The 18,273-nt window shown below is 38.8% G+C and carries 16 protein-coding genes and 1 pseudogene; 10 read left to right on the forward strand and 7 right to left on the reverse strand.

The window, feature by feature from the left end:
• Nucleotides 1-276: 276 nt before the first annotated feature.
• The gene (gene cysK, locus B2W49_RS00530; protein ID WP_291333503.1) at nucleotides 277-1,275 is read right to left on the reverse strand and encodes a cysteine synthase A; all 999 of its coding nucleotides are present in this window, start codon (nucleotides 1,273-1,275) and stop codon (nucleotides 277-279) included.
• A gap of 243 nt (nucleotides 1,276-1,518) precedes the next feature.
• On the opposite strand from cysK, the gene plsB reads away from it, so the two are divergent.
• The 9 genes from plsB to B2W49_RS00575 all read left to right on the forward strand — a co-directional run bounded on the left by plsB (nucleotide 1,519) and on the right by B2W49_RS00575 (nucleotide 12,139).
• Nucleotides 1,519-4,023, forward strand: coding sequence for a glycerol-3-phosphate 1-O-acyltransferase PlsB (gene plsB, locus B2W49_RS00535; RefSeq protein ID WP_291333505.1), 2,505 nt, complete (start codon nucleotides 1,519-1,521; stop codon nucleotides 4,021-4,023).
• A 191-nt stretch (nucleotides 4,024-4,214) separates the two neighbouring features.
• Nucleotides 4,215-4,526 carry an ArsR/SmtB family transcription factor gene (locus B2W49_RS00540; RefSeq protein ID WP_291333507.1) on the forward strand — a complete coding sequence of 104 codons (312 nt, stop codon included), beginning with the start codon at nucleotides 4,215-4,217 and terminating at the stop codon, nucleotides 4,524-4,526.
• A 117-nt stretch (nucleotides 4,527-4,643) separates the two neighbouring features.
• Complete coding sequence (locus B2W49_RS00545; RefSeq protein WP_291333509.1) at nucleotides 4,644-6,368, forward strand: SulP family inorganic anion transporter; 1,725 nt, start codon at nucleotides 4,644-4,646, stop codon at nucleotides 6,366-6,368.
• A gap of 215 nt (nucleotides 6,369-6,583) precedes the next feature.
• Nucleotides 6,584-7,780, forward strand: coding sequence for a serine/threonine transporter SstT (sstT, locus tag B2W49_RS00550; protein WP_291333511.1), 1,197 nt, complete (start codon nucleotides 6,584-6,586; stop codon nucleotides 7,778-7,780).
• Between the two features lie 37 nt (nucleotides 7,781-7,817).
• Nucleotides 7,818-8,492 carry a YoaK family protein gene (locus tag B2W49_RS00555; RefSeq protein ID WP_291333514.1) on the forward strand — a complete coding sequence of 225 codons (675 nt, stop codon included), beginning with the start codon at nucleotides 7,818-7,820 and terminating at the stop codon, nucleotides 8,490-8,492.
• Nucleotides 8,493-8,507: 15 nt separating this feature from the next.
• A complete protein-coding gene (locus B2W49_RS00560; protein ID WP_291333516.1) occupies nucleotides 8,508-9,041 on the forward strand; it encodes a DUF2058 domain-containing protein in 534 nt (177 codons plus the stop codon).
• A 126-nt stretch (nucleotides 9,042-9,167) separates the two neighbouring features.
• Nucleotides 9,168-10,405 (forward strand): IS3 family transposase gene (locus tag B2W49_RS00565; protein WP_291333518.1). Its coding sequence is split into 2 segments (ribosomal slippage): nucleotides 9,168-9,504 and nucleotides 9,504-10,405, totalling 1,239 coding nucleotides; the frame shifts between segments, so codons are not numbered across the junction.
• 238 nt (nucleotides 10,406-10,643) lie between these two features.
• The gene (locus B2W49_RS00570) at nucleotides 10,644-11,930 is read left to right on the forward strand and encodes a mechanosensitive ion channel family protein (protein ID WP_291333520.1); all 1,287 of its coding nucleotides are present in this window, start codon (nucleotides 10,644-10,646) and stop codon (nucleotides 11,928-11,930) included.
• 23 nt (nucleotides 11,931-11,953) lie between these two features.
• The gene (locus tag B2W49_RS00575) at nucleotides 11,954-12,139 is read left to right on the forward strand and encodes a transposase (RefSeq protein ID WP_291333522.1); all 186 of its coding nucleotides are present in this window, start codon (nucleotides 11,954-11,956) and stop codon (nucleotides 12,137-12,139) included.
• On the opposite strand, the gene B2W49_RS00580 is transcribed toward B2W49_RS00575, so the two are convergent.
• The 3 genes from B2W49_RS00580 to B2W49_RS00590 are packed head-to-tail and all read right to left on the reverse strand — an operon-like array spanning nucleotide 12,136 to nucleotide 14,159.
• Nucleotides 12,136-12,915: a glutathione S-transferase N-terminal domain-containing protein gene (locus tag B2W49_RS00580; RefSeq protein WP_291333524.1), complete on the reverse strand. Its 780-nt coding sequence runs from the start codon at nucleotides 12,913-12,915 to the stop codon at nucleotides 12,136-12,138. The genes B2W49_RS00575 and B2W49_RS00580 overlap by 4 nt on opposite strands.
• A gap of 53 nt (nucleotides 12,916-12,968) precedes the next feature.
• The gene (rraA, locus tag B2W49_RS00585) at nucleotides 12,969-13,481 is read right to left on the reverse strand and encodes a ribonuclease E activity regulator RraA (protein WP_291333526.1); all 513 of its coding nucleotides are present in this window, start codon (nucleotides 13,479-13,481) and stop codon (nucleotides 12,969-12,971) included.
• Between the two features lie 12 nt (nucleotides 13,482-13,493).
• Complete coding sequence (locus B2W49_RS00590; protein ID WP_291333527.1) at nucleotides 13,494-14,159, reverse strand: nucleoside-diphosphate sugar epimerase; 666 nt, start codon at nucleotides 14,157-14,159, stop codon at nucleotides 13,494-13,496.
• A gap of 215 nt (nucleotides 14,160-14,374) precedes the next feature.
• Between B2W49_RS00590 and rpsT the strand changes: the two genes are divergently transcribed.
• Nucleotides 14,375-14,644 (forward strand): 30S ribosomal protein S20, encoded by a 270-nt coding sequence (gene rpsT / locus B2W49_RS00595; RefSeq protein ID WP_004976669.1) that lies wholly within the window; start codon nucleotides 14,375-14,377, stop codon nucleotides 14,642-14,644.
• 220 nt (nucleotides 14,645-14,864) lie between these two features.
• Here rpsT and B2W49_RS00600 read toward each other — a convergent pair whose 3' ends face one another.
• From B2W49_RS00600 to B2W49_RS00610, 3 genes and pseudogenes are all read right to left on the reverse strand, one after another.
• A complete protein-coding gene (locus tag B2W49_RS00600) occupies nucleotides 14,865-15,599 on the reverse strand; it encodes a histidine phosphatase family protein (RefSeq protein ID WP_236162947.1) in 735 nt (244 codons plus the stop codon).
• A gap of 57 nt (nucleotides 15,600-15,656) precedes the next feature.
• Complete coding sequence (locus B2W49_RS00605) at nucleotides 15,657-16,514, reverse strand: 3'(2'),5'-bisphosphate nucleotidase CysQ family protein (protein ID WP_291333544.1); 858 nt, start codon at nucleotides 16,512-16,514, stop codon at nucleotides 15,657-15,659.
• Nucleotides 16,515-16,635: 121 nt separating this feature from the next.
• Nucleotides 16,636-17,843: pseudogene (locus B2W49_RS00610) on the reverse strand (IS3 family transposase).
• Nucleotides 17,844-18,273: the final 430 nt, after the last annotated feature.

The following is an 18,273-nucleotide window of genomic DNA, read 5'->3' on the forward strand; positions in this document are numbered from 1 at the left end:
CAAGATGGACATGATCTGACTGTCAGTAAATTTAGATGTTTTCATGCAGAATCTCCTGCTCGTATCTTAAGAGAAAATTCTACTTTTAGATCCTATTATTTTTAGGGGGGATTACCGATTCATTGCTGATCCTGTTAAAAATTAGAGTCTAAGTACAAAGAAGGTTGCTTTGCAGAATGTCTCTTTATCCACCTTATAAATTTATTCTCCAAATAAAAAATCCCAAAGTTAAAACTTTGGGATTTTTTTATAGGATTCTAGCAATCTGAAGACACATCATTCTGCACTAATATCTTCAAACAAAACTGAAGATAAATAACGCTCACCACTATCAGGTAAAATCACTACAATATTTTTACCTGCATTTTCAGGACGTGCCGCCAATTTTGCAGCTGCAGCCATTGCTGCACCACTTGAAATGCCGACTAAAATACCTTCTTGAGTTGCTGTTTTGCGTGCCCAATCAATTGCTTCAGCACTTTCAATGCTAATCACTTCATCCACCAAATCTAAATCTAGGTTTTTTGGAATAAAGTTGGCGCCAATCCCCTGAATTTTATGTGGTGCAGGTGTAATGGCTTCGCCACGCTTGGTTTGACCAATAATTGGAGATTCTGCAGGCTCAACTGCAACACTATGCAATGCCTGACCTTTTACCTTTTTAAAATAACGAGAAATACCAGAAATCGTACCGCCTGTACCTACACCTGCAACAAGAATATCAACCTTCCCACCTGTTGCTGCCCAAATTTCTGGACCCGTAGTTTCTTCATGAATTTGCGGATTGGCAGGGTTGTTAAATTGCTGTGGCAAAAAATAAGTTTCTGGATGTTCAGTTGCCAAACGCTCTGCTTCATCCACCGCGCCTTTCATGCCTTTTGCAGGCTCAGTCAGCACCAAATTTGCACCCAAAGCTTTCAAAACCTTACGGCGCTCAATACTCATGCTTGCAGGCATAGTTAGTGTAATCTCATAACCTTTTGCTGCAGCTACAAATGCCAAAGCGATTCCTGTATTACCGCTGGTCGGTTCTACAATATGCATACCCTCTTTTAGCACGCCACGTTTTTCTGCATCGGCAATTAAAGCTGCTCCAATACGGCATTTCACAGAAAATGCAGGGTTACGGCTTTCCACCTTGGCTAAAACCGTTGCACCGCTAGAAATTAAACGGTTAATACGTACCAATGGCGTGTTACCAATCGCTTCTGCATTATTGCTATATACGGCAATCCCTAAGTTTGCTGGTGTTGGAAAAGCTGCATCTGTGGTCATGATTATTCCCTAAGTTATATCTATAATAAACAAAATTTAAATTATCATACTTTTTTATAAGTTTTTTGCCGATGTTTCACTAAAATTGTTTTATACAAAAATATGATTAGCTTTCAACAAAATGCGAATTAGAATAAAGAGATGATGACCTTAGTTTAATTGTCGATTTTCTCGGCACTTGGGTTTGAAATTCGCTATTTATTTTTTGACAATAGCAACACATAACAAAATGTAGGGAATGCAATGTCCAATAAACGTCACAGTCAGCTTTATCGTAATTTCACTAAAAAAATCTTGAATAAGATTGTGACGCCACAAGTATTAGGCTCGACTGCAGAATTAGAACATCGTATTGCACAAAGCTCTGAAAAAACACAATTTTGTTATGTGCTGCAAGATGCCTCTCTCAGCAATACCGTCTTGATTGATCAGCAGGCGCAATCTCGGGGTTTACCTTCCGTATATGCGCCTTTGAACATTGCCGAGCATCAGGAAGATGATTCCATTTTGGTCTTACATGAGAAAAACCCACAGCACAGTGCTTATCACTACTCTGCCAAATTGATTCGTTTAATTGAAATCTTAGAGCAACATCCTGAACATGATGTGCTGTTCGTTCCCGTGACTGTACTTTGGGGACGCTCACCCGAATACGAAGACTCTTGGTTTAAAGCATTATTTGCCGATGCGTGGTCTACCCCAAACAAGCTTAAACAAACCATTAATATTTCACTTTATTCACGTGATAACTATATCGAGTTTCATAAAGCAATTTCTTTACGTCAGCTTATTACACAAGCTACACAACAACAGCCACACTTATCGCCTGCACACTTTATTGAGCAATATCTAGAACACAATTTTAATCAATACAAAGAAGCAATTTTAGGACCAGACTTATCTGACCGCCGTAATGTAATTCATGCTTTGATGAAAAGTGAAGCGGTACAACAAGCTATTCGCAAAGAAAGTATTGAAAAAAAAGTGAGTATGTTTGAGGCAGAAAAACGCGCTAAAAGCTATTTAACTGAAATTGTATCGGACTTTTCTTATTCGACTTTGCGTTTTGCTGAATTGGCACTGACCAAGCTTTGGACACAGCTCTATGATGGCATTGAAGTGCATCACTTTGACACAGTACGCGAACTCGCCAAAGATTATGAAATTGTCTATACCCCTTGTCATCGCAGCCACATCGACTATTTATTACTGTCTTATGTAATTTTTAATCGTGGTTTGATGGTGCCGCATATTGCAGCAGGTATTAATTTAAATTTACCGATTGTGGGTCAACTCATGCGCGGTGCAGGTGCATATTTTATTCGCCGTACTTTTAGCGGCAATGAACTATACACCTCAGTATTTAAAGAATATCTACACAGTTTATTGTCACGCAATACCCCACTTGAATACTTTATTGAAGGTGGACGCTCACGCACAGGTTTATTGTTACCACCGAAAAAAGGCATGTTGTCGATGACTATTCAAAGTCATTTACGCGGAGCAACCAAACCTATTGCATTTATTCCAACGTATTTTGGTTATGAAAAACTGATTGAAGGTACATCTTATTTAAATGAATTGAACGGCAAACCAAAAGAAGCCGAATCATTATGGGGCATTTTAAACTCTGCCCGTAAAATTGAAAAAGTCTTTGGTCAGGTCTATGTCAACTTTGGTGAACCTGTATTTTTAGATGATGTTTTAATAGCCAACCAAGCACGCGATGTCAAACTAAATATAAACGACGAACTACCGACCTCTGTAATTCATACGGTAGATCATACCGCGCATGCGATTTTGGAAAATATCAATAAAGCCGTAGTGATTAATCCAATTGCGCTTATTTCTCTGATTTTATTAAATGCCGATCAGCATGCCTTGACTCAAGATGAGCTACTCACTCGAATTGAACAATATCGACATTTGCTCAAACAATTATGTTACGACCCGCGTATGATTATTACGGGGTTAAATCCACAAGAAATTATTGAATATGCGCTGAAACTTAAACAAGTGCAGCGTTATAACCAAGATGGCGTAGAAGGCATTCGAGTCGCTGAAAGCCAAAAAATCTTATTGAGCTATTTTAGCAATAATATTTTGCACTGCTTTATTTTGCCTGCGTGTGTCGCATTAATTGTGCAGCAGTTTAATGAACAAAACTTGGCATTATCACGTGCAGATTTAATGCAAAAAATGCAGGCGATTTATCCATATTTGAAACAAGAGTTTTTCTTGGCATGGGCGCCGCAAGACCTTGCTCAAGAAATAGAAAAAATTGTGGCGTACCTTATCCAACAAAATTGGATGACAGAAACAAATCGCCAATTACTGCCGAACCTAGCTACACCGCATGAACTCTATGCCTTAGCGGAACTGGCGAAACCAAGTTTAAATAATTTCGTATTGATTCAAGAACTTTTGCTGCGTTATAGCGCACACATTCCTTTAAATCTTAAAGTTTTAGAAAAAATGACCAAAATCGTATTACAACGCGCTGCAGATTCTGCACAATTTAAGTCTGCGTATTATTTTGATAGTGCCACACTAAAAAGTTTTATTAGCACTTTAGATCAACAAGCCTTGTTACAACACAATGCTACACATATAAGCCTAGATGATACTTTTAGTGCCAAAATGTCAGAATGCTTTGCTTGGTACAACCCAGCAATTCACGAATTGTTAGCTGCATCGAGTGAATTTAGTGAGAAAGAATTAAAAAATTTTGAACAGGTGAAAAAATAGGTTTTATTGTAACTCAGCCACTTTTTTATCAATTTTTTGATTAGAATATCAGCCCTTTATTTATGATGGGCTGATATCATTTTATTAAATGATACTTATTCTCATATATAAATAATGATTTATGTTACATAATTTATCTTCCACTCTTACCTAATATATATTGGTTAGCTGTAAATTAAGAGAATAAAACAATGAACGATGGGCTTGAAATCACATCAATGCGTGAATCTGCGGATACCGTTGTTGGAATTTTAAAAACTATGGCGAATACTGACCGCCTTTTAATTCTTTGTCATTTATCTCAGCAAGAATTAAACGTATCGCAAATTGAAGAAAAAACCCAAATTCATCAGCCTACGTTATCGCAACAATTAATGATGCTGCGTAAAAGTGATGTAGTGAATACCCGTCGTGATGGCAAGCAAATTTTTTATTCAATTAAAGATGACAAAATGGTGCAGGTACTTAATACCCTATACGTACTTTATTGCCAACAGGACTAAATAATGATGCCTGTCTATCAGGCGTAACCATAAAATTTTAATACTCGCCTGCTATCTCAAAGACTTCTTAGCAATTTTTGTTCATAATATATCTAAATTTATGATTTAGATTTCAGTATGTCAGATTTCAATTCACGTTTGGCCCGTGTACTGCCTGCTTGGCAATGGCTTCGAAAATATAATACAGAAACATTGAAATCTGACCTGCTGTCTGCATTTATCGTCATTGCCATGTTGGTACCTCAAGGGATGGCTTATGCCATGCTTGCAGGTTTGCCTCCTGTCATGGGTTTATATGCCAGCGTGATCCCTATGATCATGTACGCCTTGGTTGGCGGCAGCCCTACCTTGTCGATTGGCCCCGTCGCCATTATTTCCATGATGACCTTTGCTACGCTCAATCCATTATTTGAAGTCGGCTCAGCGGCTTATATTCAAGCAGCCTGTTTACTTGCTGTGCTGGTCGGTATCATTTCCCTACTGTTGGGAATTTTACGCTTTGGTTTTTTAATTCAACTCATTAGCCATCCTGTTATTAAAAGCTTCATTATTGCCTCTGCATTAATGATTGCAATTGGACAGCTCAAATTTGTTTTAGATATCCCCCTTAAAGCCAATAACTTACCTGAGTTCTTATCCAGCTTTTGGCAATATGTGGGACAAACACATGTTTATAGCGTGCTCTTGGGTATTGCTGCCATTTTGTTTCTAATTTATGCACCTAAATTCATCAACAGTAATGCCATTCGTGAACATGTTCGAGGCAGTGGCTTTATCTTAAAAGCTTTGCCATTGGTATTGGTGATCGGTTCAATTGCTTTGGTTTATTCGCTGCATTTACAACAGGTCGGCATTAAAACTGTGGGAGAAATACCTGCAGGATTCCCGCCTATTCAACTCCCTGAATGGAATACACAACTCGTTCTGCAGCTTCTTCCCGGCGCAGCCATGATTGCGATGATCAGTTTTGTAGAGTCATTGTCTATTGCCCAAGCCACCGCCTTACAAAAACGCAGTCACTTAAATAGCAATCAGGAACTCATTGCACTCGGTTTAGCCAATTTTGGTGCAGGTGTCAGCTCTTCTTTTCCCGTCACAGGCAGTTTGTCACGTACCGTCGTCAATGCCGATGCAGGTGCAAAAACACCAATGGCAGGTGTATTTACCTCCATTGTGATTGTTATTGTCAGTTTATACTTCACGGGATTTTTCCAAGACTTACCGCTGGCTGTTTTGGCTGCAACCATCATTGTTTCAATTTGGAAACTGGTTGAGTTCCAGTCTTTTAAAGAAACTTGGCGTTATTCTAAAGCCGATGGTCTAGCCATGTGGGTGACGTTCTTTGGTGTTGTGTTGATTGATATTTCGACAGGTTTAATTATTGGTATAGTGTCCACATTTATTCTAATGTTGTGGCGTATTAGCCGACCACATATAGCGGAAATTGGTTTACTTGAAGGCACACAGCATTTTCGTAATATTGAACGTCATCAAGTACGTACCGCGCCACATGTGCTTTCTATACGAATTGACGAAAATCTAACCTTTTTAAATGCTAATACTTTAAAAGGCTTTTTAATTAATCAAGTCAGTCAAAACTCTCAGTTAAAGCATGTTGTGGTGAATTGTTCGAGTATTAGCAGTATTGATTTAAGCGCACTCGAAATGCTTGAAGATTTAAATCTTGAACTCAAAAAATTGAATATCTGTCTGCATTTTTCAGAAATCAAAGGCCCAGTAATGGACAAATTACAACATTCAAAACTTTTACAGCATTTAAATGGAAAAGTTTATTTGTCACATTATTCAGCCATGCAAGAACTTGCGCCTGAACTGACTTAAAGAGCAAGAAATGGGTCTTTAATTTTATCTTTCAAACTGGGTGATCAATACACATCCTTTTTATTGATCAAAGAGTACTTTTATCTTGCTGAAATTTAAGTAGTTTAATAAATATAACTTTTAAAAATATAGACTTATCTTTTATATCAAAATTATTTTTAAGCACATGAGGATTTCAGTATAAAATACCCGCTTTTCTTTTACCTTGTTTTCGTATGTTTTCAGCTTTTTTGCGTTTGAGCTTGGTCTCGCGAATTATGATTGCAATTGTACTCGGCGTGGGTGTTGCAATTTTATTTCCAGAATCTGCGCCTTATTTAAGCCTTTTGGGTGATTTATTTATTAAAGCCCTAAAGTCTGTTGCCCCAATTTTAGTGTTTCTTTTGGTAATGGCGTCAATTGCTAATTTTAAAATTGGAAGCAGCAATGCTTATATCAAACCAATTATGCTGATGTATGCGATTGGTATGTTCTTAGCTGCACTCAGTGCAGTTATTGCAAGTACCCTTTTCCCAAGCACATTGTTTTTAGATGTTGCAACACAAGCAGAATTAACCCCACCAGGCAGTCTTTCTGAAATTTTTAAAAACCTTTTACTTAGTTTTGTCGCCAACCCTGTAGTTGCGATTGCCGAAGCCAACTTTATTGGTATTTTGGCTTGGGCTGTGACTTTAGGGATTGCATTCCGTCATGCTACAGATACCACCAAAGCACTGCTGAATGATGCTGCCAATGCAGTCAATCGCGTCATTCGCTTGGTGATTAACTTTGCACCTTTCGGTATTTTTGGCCTGGTTGCAGTGACATTTGCCGATGCGGGCTTGAAAACCTTAGCTAGTTACGCACAATTATTGGCAGTCTTGTTAGGTACAATGTTCTTTGTTGCCTTAGTCATCAACCCAATCATGGTGGGATTTGTGACTCGTAGCAATCCTTATCCTTTAGTTTTTCAATGCTTACGCGAAAGTGGCATTACCGCATTCTTTACACGTAGTTCTGCAGCCAATATTCCTGTCAACTTAGACTTAGCCAAGCGCTTAGGTGTACAGGAATCAACGGCGAGTGTTGCAATCCCTTTAGGCGCAACAGTTAACATGGCAGGCGCATCGGTCACCATCACCGTTTTGACCTTAGCTGCAGTAAACACCCTAGGAATTTCTGTCGATTTTAGCACCATGCTGATTTTATCTGTAGTTGCAACGGTGTCTGCCTGTGGTGCTTCGGGTGTTGCTGGCGGCTCCTTACTGCTCATTCCTGTAGCGTGTGGCTTATTTGGTATTTCTTCAGATATCGCCATGCAAGTGGTTGCGGTTGGTATGGTCATTAGCGTGTTACAAGATTCAACCGAAACTGCGCTCAACTCATCTACCGATGTACTATTTACTACTGCGGTTGGCCGCGGTTTGAGTTAAGATACAATGCGTTAGGAAACTTACGCAATCATCCATTATGCCTTTTCAAACTTTACCACTTTGGGTGCAATTTGGTGCTTTTTTTCTAGCTGTCAATGCTGGAATTATTAATGTACTCGGATTGGTGACCGTATTACATCAGTCTGTTTCGCACATGACAGGCAACGTCAGTATCTTGGCGATGGCGCTAATCGACTGGAAACCAGAAGCGATGATTTTCTTGTTGCTAGTGATTTTGTGCTATGTCATAGGTTCATTTTATAGCGGCGTCATTTTAGGAAATAGTAATTTTCGCTTAGGGCGTCGTTATGGCTTACCCATGAGTTTGGTGGCATTTTTTATTTTAATTTGCTGGGTGTTATTACCTTATTTCCCACGTTATGCCCTGCTTTGGGCATCAGTTGCCATGGGCATACAAAATGCCATGATCAGCTACTATAAAGGCACTATCATCCGCACCACACATTTATCTGGGGTATTGACCGATTTAGGCTTAGCTCTGGGTTATCGAGTCAGAGGCTTACAAGTCGAAAAAAGGCGTATTGTTTTACACTTACTGATTTTAATAGGTTTCTTTGTAGGTGGATTGCTCGCTGCATCCATTTATCCTACATTTAAACTGAATTCTTTTCTGTTACCTGCTGGACTCAGCCTAAGCTTGAGTTTAGTGTACTGGATTATTTATTTTCGCTATCGACACCTTCAACATTAAGTTTTGGAAATTATCATGGTTAAAAATGCACTACAGGCTCAATTGCTCAAAGCGGGTTTAGTCGATAATAAAAAAGCAAAAAAACTGTCTAAACAAGCCGTACACGAACAGCGTACCGGTGAAAGTAAAGATGCTGAAGTAAAAGCCAAAATTGCACAGGCACAGCAAGAAAAACTGGCCAAAGACCAAGCCATTGAACAAGAAAAGAAAGCCGCTTTACAGGAAAAAGAATTGAAAGCTGCAATTATGCAAATGATTCATCAGTATAAAATTCGTGATACCGATGGTGAAGTTGTTTATCAATTTTTAGATGGTAAAATTAAAAAAGTGTATATCAATCAACAAATTTACAATGCGCTCGTGGCAGGTAGTTTGGTGATTGCCAAAGAAAATGACAGCTATGCCTTCCTACCGAAAGCTTTGGCTGAACGTATAAATCTCAAAATGGAAGGCTTTATTATTGTCAATAATGCCGAGAAAAATGAAGCAACAACAGATGAAGAAGATCCATACGCAGCCTATGTGATTCCAGATGATTTAATGTGGTAGATCACGATAGTATTGATGTAAATACTTATACTATGTATCTATTCAAAGCCAGTATCTGTACTGGCTTTTTTAACATAGCTGTATGTCCCGTCCTGAAATAAGTTTACACCTTAAGAGACTTATTTTATGGAACATAAACGAGAACAACGAGTTAAACGTACACAACGTGACTATAGCTTTGCCTTTAAAATGATGGTGGTACATGAAGTAGAAAAAGGGCAAATTACTTATAAGCAAGCTCAGGCAAAATATGGTATTCAAGGAAGATCAACTGTGCTGGTATGGTTACGCAAGCACGGACAACAGGACTGGACTTCGAATATGCCGACTTCTTCTAAACGCCAATTGACACCCCAACAACGAATCCGCCAATTAGAAAAGCAGTTAGCCGCAGAAAAGCTTAAAACTAAATTTATTCAGGATGTGATTTATCACATTGATAAAGAATGTGGGACTGATCTTGGAAAAAAGTATACCGAGCACGTTTCAAAGATTGGCAAAGCCAAAGAAGACTAAGCGTTTCACATTATTGTCAGTGGTTGGGAATCACCCGACAAGCTTATTATCAAGCAGAAAAACGTGCTCAAATGACTGCACTAGCAACTGAACAAATACTTGAGTTGGTTATGGAATATCGCTGTCTCATGCCAAGTATCGGAACACGTAAGCTGTATTGGCTTATTAAAGGCAAATTGTTGCAACGTGGTTTAAAGTGTGGACGGGATCAGTTATTTAAAATATTGAAAGAAAATAACTTATTGATTCGCCCTAAGCGTCGCTATACAAAAACTACGGATAGCAAGCATTGGATGAAGAAGCATCCAAATTTATTAAAGGATTATTCAGCAGTGCAAGCTAATGAAGTCTTTGTTAGTGATATTACCTATGTTGAGAGTGCTGAAGGCGTACATTATTTATCCTTGGTGACAGATGCTTATACCCGACAGATTAAAGGTTATAAGTTATCGAATGATATGCGTACGGAGAATGTTGTGCAGGCTCTACATATGGCGATGCAGCATGCGACAGATCGAGCGACTAGGATGATTCATCATTCAGATAGAGGTGCTCAATATTGCTCTGAGCTATATCAATCGGCATGGCGCCATTATGGGATATGTCCTTCCATGACAGATGGATACCTTGCGAAACAGTGTTTCTCATATCAAAATGCATTAGCAGAGCGAATTAATGGAATATTAAAGCAGGAGTTTTTAACCACGCGATGTCAAACCATGAAGGAGTTAGATCACTTAATTGCGGAATCTATCATGATTTACAATTGTTATAGACCGCATTTAAGTTTAAATATGAACACCCCGAATCAGAAGTATGAACAAACTAAAACCGAGCTAATTGCTTAACTCGGTTTGAAGTGGAATACTGTCAATCTATTTCAGGACAAGACAGTACATTAACTAAAAACTTTCAGTAAAAACAAATGATTAAAATGTAGCAAAAAGTTACTCAGACTTAAAATATAAACTTTAGTCGATACACTATCTAGCAATTTCATATATCAATGAAGAATTAAGGTGAATTGCAGGCTAAGATTTACAATGCCATGCAGACGAAAAACAGCAACCTTAAAGCGAGGATCTTTTGCAAGAATTTAATTTTATTCGAAATATTCAGGAATGGTTTAACCAATACCCTTGGTTAGAAATGCTGACCTCACTCAGTATTGTGATTCTACTGGCGATTTTAGCCAACTTTATCGCCAAACAAATTGTGGTACGTGGTATTCGTAAACTCATTTCTAAAATGCACTTTGCCAATAGTGAAATTATTTCACAGCATAACGTGATCCGTCGTATTGCCAATATTGTCCCTGCTGTGGTGATCATGAATGGCATTACCACCGTCCCGCACTTATCAGATAAAGTAGAAAGCATTGTGCAAATGGCTGCACAAGCCTTTATATTCCTCACCATTGCTCTGGCAATTTCTGAATTTTTAAATATTTTTAACCTGTTCTATCAACGTAATCCAAAATCACGCAACAAGCCAATTAAGGGTTATTTGCAGTTAGTTAAACTCATTATTTATGTGGTCTGTGCCCTCATGATTTTAGGTACTTTCCTGAAAAAAGATGTGTTTACCTTACTTGCAGGTTTTGGTGCGATGGCTGCCGTCTTGATGTTGGTTTTCCAAAACACCATTTTATCTTTGGTGGCTTCGGTACAAATTTCTTCCTATGACATGGTGCGAATTGGTGACTGGATTGAAATGCCTTCTTTAAATGCCGATGGCGATGTCATTGATATGTCATTACATACCGTGACCGTACAAAACTGGGATAAAACCCTAACTACCATTCCAACCAATAAACTTATTACTGATACCTTTAAAAACTGGCGTGGCATGCAGGAAGCAGGTGCCCGACGTATTAAACGTGCCATTTTAATTGATCAAAATTCTGTGCATTTTATGACTGAACATGAACAAAGCAAACTCAGAGAGTTTTTATTATTGGATCAATATTTACATAGTAAAAATGAAGAAATTGAGCAGTTTAATCAGCAGTTAGCAAATCAATCACAATACAACCAGCGCCGTCTGACAAATTTAGGGACTTTCCGGGCTTATGTTGAATTTTATTTGAAACAACATCCGGGTATTAATCAATCTCAATCATTGATTATTCGCCAACTACAACCAAGCAGTGAAGGGTTACCGCTAGAGATTTATGCTTTTACCAAAACCACTGCATGGAAAGAATATGAAAGTATTCAATCCGATATTTTTGATCATTTGCTGGCAATTATTCCTGAGTTCGGCTTAAAAGTGTATCAAGCCCCATCAGGTTCAGATTTAAAGCAAATTGGAGCACCTTTTAAAGTAAGTTCTGTCCAAAGTCTAAATCCTGTAGAAATTGACGAGCCATAATTGCGAATTTATTGCTGAGCCATGTGTTACAAAAATGCTTGCATGGCTCGGTAGTCGCTTTATTTTCAACCAAACATGGGCATCAAATACTTTGGTTACCACCTTATAGTCCCGACCTTAATCCTATTGAAAAAATGTGGGTATGGGTGAAAGCAAAAATGCATCATGAAGATGCTTTTATCACAATCAAAAAATTGCTTAATGCTTAATTACCATAAGTTTGTTGTAAATACTTCACAATCTTAGTCGATTCAAAAAGCTGAGTCTGGGTATTGGGATCGACTAAAAATGGGACTTGGATATTATCACCCATGAGTTTTAATACCTGTTCACGCTTACCACCTGCTAATGGCACATATTTCCCTGGTTTTAAACGTAATTTTGCCAAGCCCAGATCTTGCCAACGCTCTTTGGCTACATTATGAAATTTGAATGGTAATTCCAGTTCAGTCAATACACCACGTACCACACGTGTATAAGGACTACCTTCAAACCCCCACAGCTCAATCAATTGTTCAGGTGCAGCGCGCTCTACAATTTTCTGATTCATCCACACCCCCTGCGCACCATTCAATAACGTGCCCGCAAGTGCAACATAAGGAATTTTAGGAAAATGCGCATATTTTTTTGGCGTTTTTCCTGTTTTGCCATAATGTTTGAATAAATGATGAATGATCTGCTGTGATTCATAGAGTCTATCACCGGTATTTTCATCAATAAAAAATGGAAACTGCGTTTTACCCCCTAGTTGTTTCACCAAAGGTCGATATTTAGTACCACCTTTGGGACATGGATAAACTTCATAATCCAAATTTAACAAGGTCATGACTTCACGCACACGACGGCAAAATGGTGAACCTTCAAATTCATATAACTTTAAAGCTTTTTCGGGTTGCAGGGGAAATGCTGTCCCATTCACTCCACGTCCACCTTCGGTAAGCATAGATGCCATTGCCTGAATGACTTTAATTTGATGATGCACCATTTTGTTTTCCTTTTGATGTGCTCAGTAATTTAATGACTGTGCCATTAAAGCCCTTATAAATCGACCAGCTTTTCCTTTGCCACAATAATACCGTTGTTGTCGGCATAGACATAATCGCCCGAATTAAAAGTGACTTGTCCGAAATGCAAACTCACATCCACTTCACCCACGCCTTTACGGTTACTTTTTTGTGGAATTGAAGCTAAAGCATGTACGCCTAAATCAAGTACTGCTATTGCATCGACATCGCGCACACAACCGTAAATAATCACGCCATTCCAGTGATTTTTGACTGCAGATTCAGCAATCAAGTCGCCCATTAAGGCACAGCGCATAGATGCACCACCATCTACCACCAAAACTTTGCCCTTGCCATTGGTTGCCAATAACTCTTTCACACGCGAGTTATCTTCAAAACATTTTACCGTCACAATTTGACCGCCAAAAGTTTTACGTGCACCGTAACTTTTAAAAAATTTACCATCCAGAGATGGAATCACTACTTGAAGGTCATGTTCTGGATGGTCATCTAATAAGTCACAAGTTACAAATGGTACTGTAGACACGTCGTTCCCCTTTTACTTAGTTTTTTGTATTTGTAAATTATCATAAATTTGGAATTTATGAATTTGCGATTGCGCAGCCTCGACCATAGTATGAGCCACTTGCCTTGCACTTACTGGCTTATACGTAAAATTATCCGGAATAAATCGTGATATTTTAAGATATAGCTTTTGAGCTAAATCTTCTAAACGCCGTTGTTCATGACGTTCCCCCAATAATAAAGATGGCCGCAAGATTGATACTTTTTCTATGTCTAAGCTTTCAATATATTGCTCTAATTCACCTTTGACACGGTTATAAAACAATTTTGAGTTAGCATCGGCACCTAATGCACTGATCAAGAGATAATGCGTACCCTTTGCCTGTAATAATTCGGCAAAATGTGCATTGATAGTATAGTCCACGGCATAAAATGCTTGCTTTGAGCCTGCTTTTTTTAAGGTCGTACCTAAACAACTGAATGCATGGCTATAACCGCTTACATCTTCATCATTGAGCAATAAAAAGTCTTCGAGTAGTAACGTCTGGACTTTTTCTAAGCGATTCAATTCAGGGCAAGGTCGGCGCAAAATCACGGTGATGTTTTTACATTCGGACAGCTGATTCAGCTGTTTAACCAATTGCTGCCCAACTAAACCATTCGCACCAATTACAATTGCATTTTGAATAAAATTTGTCATTTTTTAAACAATCTCTGAGGCTTAAAGCTAATCTACCTGTTTCTTTCCGATTTTTCTGCAGCTAAAATGTTGTCAAAGCATGTCAAGACTTGACTTAACTGTCTAGTTTCATCAAAATATGGCACTTGTTTACGGGCTGGTGATAATTCTTCTGATGTTGGTTTTCGGAAGTAATTGCAGCCCGCCCAGACCAATCTATTTCAAGGAGTGCACGAGTGGCAAACTCTGCTCAAGCTAGAAAACGTGCTCGTCAAAACGTTAAAGCACGTAAACACAACGCAAGCTTACGTTCTATGGTTCGTACTTATTTAAAACGCACAATCGCTGCTATTGCTGCAGGCGATTATGCGGTTGCTACTGAAGCTTACAAAAAAGCTGTTCCAGTGATTGACCGTATGGCTGATAAAGGCATCATCCATAAGAACAAAGCAGCTCGTCATAAGAGCCGTTTAAACGCTCAAGTTAAAGCTTTAGCTTCTAACTAAGTGTTAAACAAAAGAAGCCCTTTAGGGCTTTTTTTGTGCCTGCTATTTCGCTTGCGCTTCCAACTGTTTCTGAAAATTAGGCATTTCAACTTTCTTAAAGCTTCTTTGCCATGAGTACGAGCAATTTTACCGCAGGTTGAATACTATCGCTATGTTGCGAAATATTCAGTGTCAATAATAGCTTCTCGGCTTGATGGGCTTTATGCCTTCAACGCTCTATTTAAACTTTCTGACGAAATTGCGAAATATCTAAAGTGTGAATCTGACCGCGCCAAATCCATTTTAACTTAGATTCTAAAAACTCATCGCCTTCAAACCAAACAAATAAACCTTCCATCATGTCTGGCCAATCGGCTTGCGTGACTTCATTGCGTCCAGAAATTACCGCAATAATTGCGGCAAGAATCGTATCGTGACTCACAGCTAAACTGAGTCCGTATTGGTTGGTTGGATGGGTGTTATAAATCAACTCAAGAACATCCACTACACCATGAATCGGATGTTTCATGCCTGGCAAGGCATTGTTCACAAAACTATTGATAAAGCCTAAAGCACCCTGCTTCTGAAAGTATGGACCTGCCTGCTTGATATCAAGTACAAAGCTTCCAGGTTCAACCAATAATCCTTGTTCTATAATTTCAATGTGATGAGTATTGGGTTCAATGGTTATACCATCTGCTCCACGAATCATTAAAGCAGCCGTATCGACACAACGCTGAATAGGACTTGAAATACAGTGTTGAATCACTCGATCTGTATTTCCAACCAAGTAGCCTCCCCATGCTTCGGCTAAATCACGGCCTTGCTCGGTCAACTGCAAATTATAGCCAGCCAAACCCTGACCCACGACAATTTCACGAATAGAATGACGGGTAAACAAAGTCACAGGCGTCTGAGCATCAGGCAATAAATCAATTGCTTTAAGCATACTTGCAGGGAGTAGTTCTAATGCCATGATCTAGCCAAAATTTTAACTTGGTTCCTTGACACTATACCATGTTCAGCACTTTGCTCAATCTGACTTGGCCATAAGTCCAAGTGCTTGTAAGGCAATCATTTTCATCTGTGTATTTTTATAGGCGATAAAACCACCATTTAGCAATGTGTCGCGCTGATTGTATACAAATGCCCGCCCCTGCAAATCGACCAATCCGCCACCTATTCGTTCCAACAAGCATTGTCCTGCACTGGTGTCCCACTCAGAGGTCGGATGAAAACGCGGATAGACATCGACACGATCTTCCAAAATCATGCAGAATTTATAAGCACTCCCTGCTTTTACTTCTTCAAAATTGGTCAACTGCGCCAAGCATTTTAAATAGTCTGCATAGTGTGACTTTTTTTGACTGCTGTGGCTTAAACCAATTTTTAGAATTGAAGATGTTACTGTTGGTGCTGGCTGATAGAGATACCACTGCTGATTTAAAATTTGATATTTCAATGGCATACCCTGTTCAGGGCAAAAATAAATAGTATGCTCACCGGGTACTGCAAGCACGGCAAAAGTTGTTAACGCTCCACAAATTAAACTTAAATTAATGGTAAATTCTGGTCGTTGATGTAAAAACTCTTTCGTGCCATCTAAAGGATCCAGCAACCAAAACTTCTGCCATTGCAGGCGCTGATCTTGTTCACCTTCTTCTGACAATACAGGCAAATTGGAGATTTCTGCCAAAGCCTGCATTAAATAATAATTGACCCGATAATCAGCTTGCGTAACAGGAGATTCATCAATTTTCTTTTCGACATCAAAAGTAGCACCTGAACAATAATCTTGAAATTCCTGATTTAAAATTTCACACGCCTGATGCATGATGGGCAACAACTGTAAAATTAAACTATGCGTTGGCGCCGTTGTTTTTATAAACATAACTATCCTTTTTAGACTGTATCTAAAGGTCTAATTTTTCATTACTTTCATAAAAACATTGTAATAAAAACTACGGCTAATGCGTAGATAAAATTCAGTTTCTAAATACGATAAATTGATCCTAGACAGTATCGTGGACAACAAATCCCTCTAAATTCTTAAAATATTTCTGTTCAAAGGCTTCTGGACTTAACCAGCCGTTTGTAGAATGTCTTCTGACCCGATTGTAATAAATTTCAATATAGTCAAACAAGACAGCATTCGCTTCTTTTCGAGTCGAAAACACACTGCCATGTACCACATGACCTTTTAATGTATGAAAGAAGCTTTCAGTCACTGCATTATCCCAACAGTTTCCACGTCTAGACATACTCTAAGTACAATCATTTGTCAGTAACAGCGCTCTAAAATCACGACTACAGTACTGTGAACCTGAGAAGCACTGCTTCGCAAGGGAATGAACCATAACACCAGTTGGATAACCCTGACGAGCCATTGCATAGTTAAACGTATCACACACCAACTGGCGGTCTATTCGATGGCTGGTTTGCCACCCCACGATACGACGGCTAAATAAATCTAGCATCACACATAAATACAACCAACCTTCTTTAGTGCGGATATAGGTAATGTCTGTTGTCCAGCCTTTATTAGGCTGAGTAACTGTAAATTGGCGATCCAACAAGTTGGGTACTGTAGGCAAACGATGGTTTGAATCAGTCGTATGCTTGTATTTACGTGCAATCCTGCTACGTAAACCAAGCTTTTTTAGCATCCTTCCAATAGTACGTTCGCTCATGTTGTAACCTAAATCATGCATGTCATGTACTAATGAAGGTGCACCCAATCGTGCATGATGCTGCCAATATACGGCTTTTAAGTCATTATATTTCTGTGCCGTATTGGCTTGACGTTTTCGCCAGGCATAATAGCCTGAAGTGCTGACACCTAGGTATTTACAGGCAGAAGATACGGTGACTTCATTCATATCTAGATCTTGAATTACCGTGTACTTTTCTTGGCATGATCTGTTAGAAAGTACACATGCGCTTTTTTTAAGATGTCATTGGCTTCCTTGAGCTGTTTAACTTCTTTCTCTAATTCCACGATCCGCTGTTGTTCTGGTGAAAGTTGACGTTTGCTTGAACCCACTGGATTGGCTTCACGAATCCATTTGTCTAAAGTTGAATAACCCACACCTAATTTCTGGGCGATTGCAGCTATAGCTTCGTGTGAGTTTGAAAGTGCATAATCAATCGCTTGCTGTTTAAATTCGGGACTTGAGCAGCATTGCTGCGCAAGATAGCCATTTCTTGAATCTCCAAAGATTAAAGTTACGTTATCTTTAGAGGGACATGCTGTCCATTATTTTGGCTAGGATCAAATCAAGACTTTAAGTGTCCACGCAATTCATATTTACTTAAGATTTTTTTTGATGCAATTTATTAAAACAAACGAAATAACTGTGCTTCCTCTGTAATAGACTTCTTTCATAAATTATTTTAAGCCCTCATCCAGCAGCCTCATCCTCTTGCGGATCATTCATCATCCTGTGCCATACATGGCGCAAGAGAAAGCACTTTCATTACTAACTTTACAAATGATTGATGATCTAATTTTGACTTAAAAAGAAATATAAATCATTCATAGAGTTGAGGCATAAAAAAGCCCGATCTGCATAAATCGGGCTAAATTTAAATGTATACAAACTTGTATACATAATAAAAACCAACCTAGGGCGAATTCAAACATGAGGTGC

The organism is Acinetobacter sp. UBA801 (assembly GCA_002296655.1).
Taxonomy (GTDB): Bacteria; Pseudomonadota; Gammaproteobacteria; order Pseudomonadales; family Moraxellaceae; genus Acinetobacter.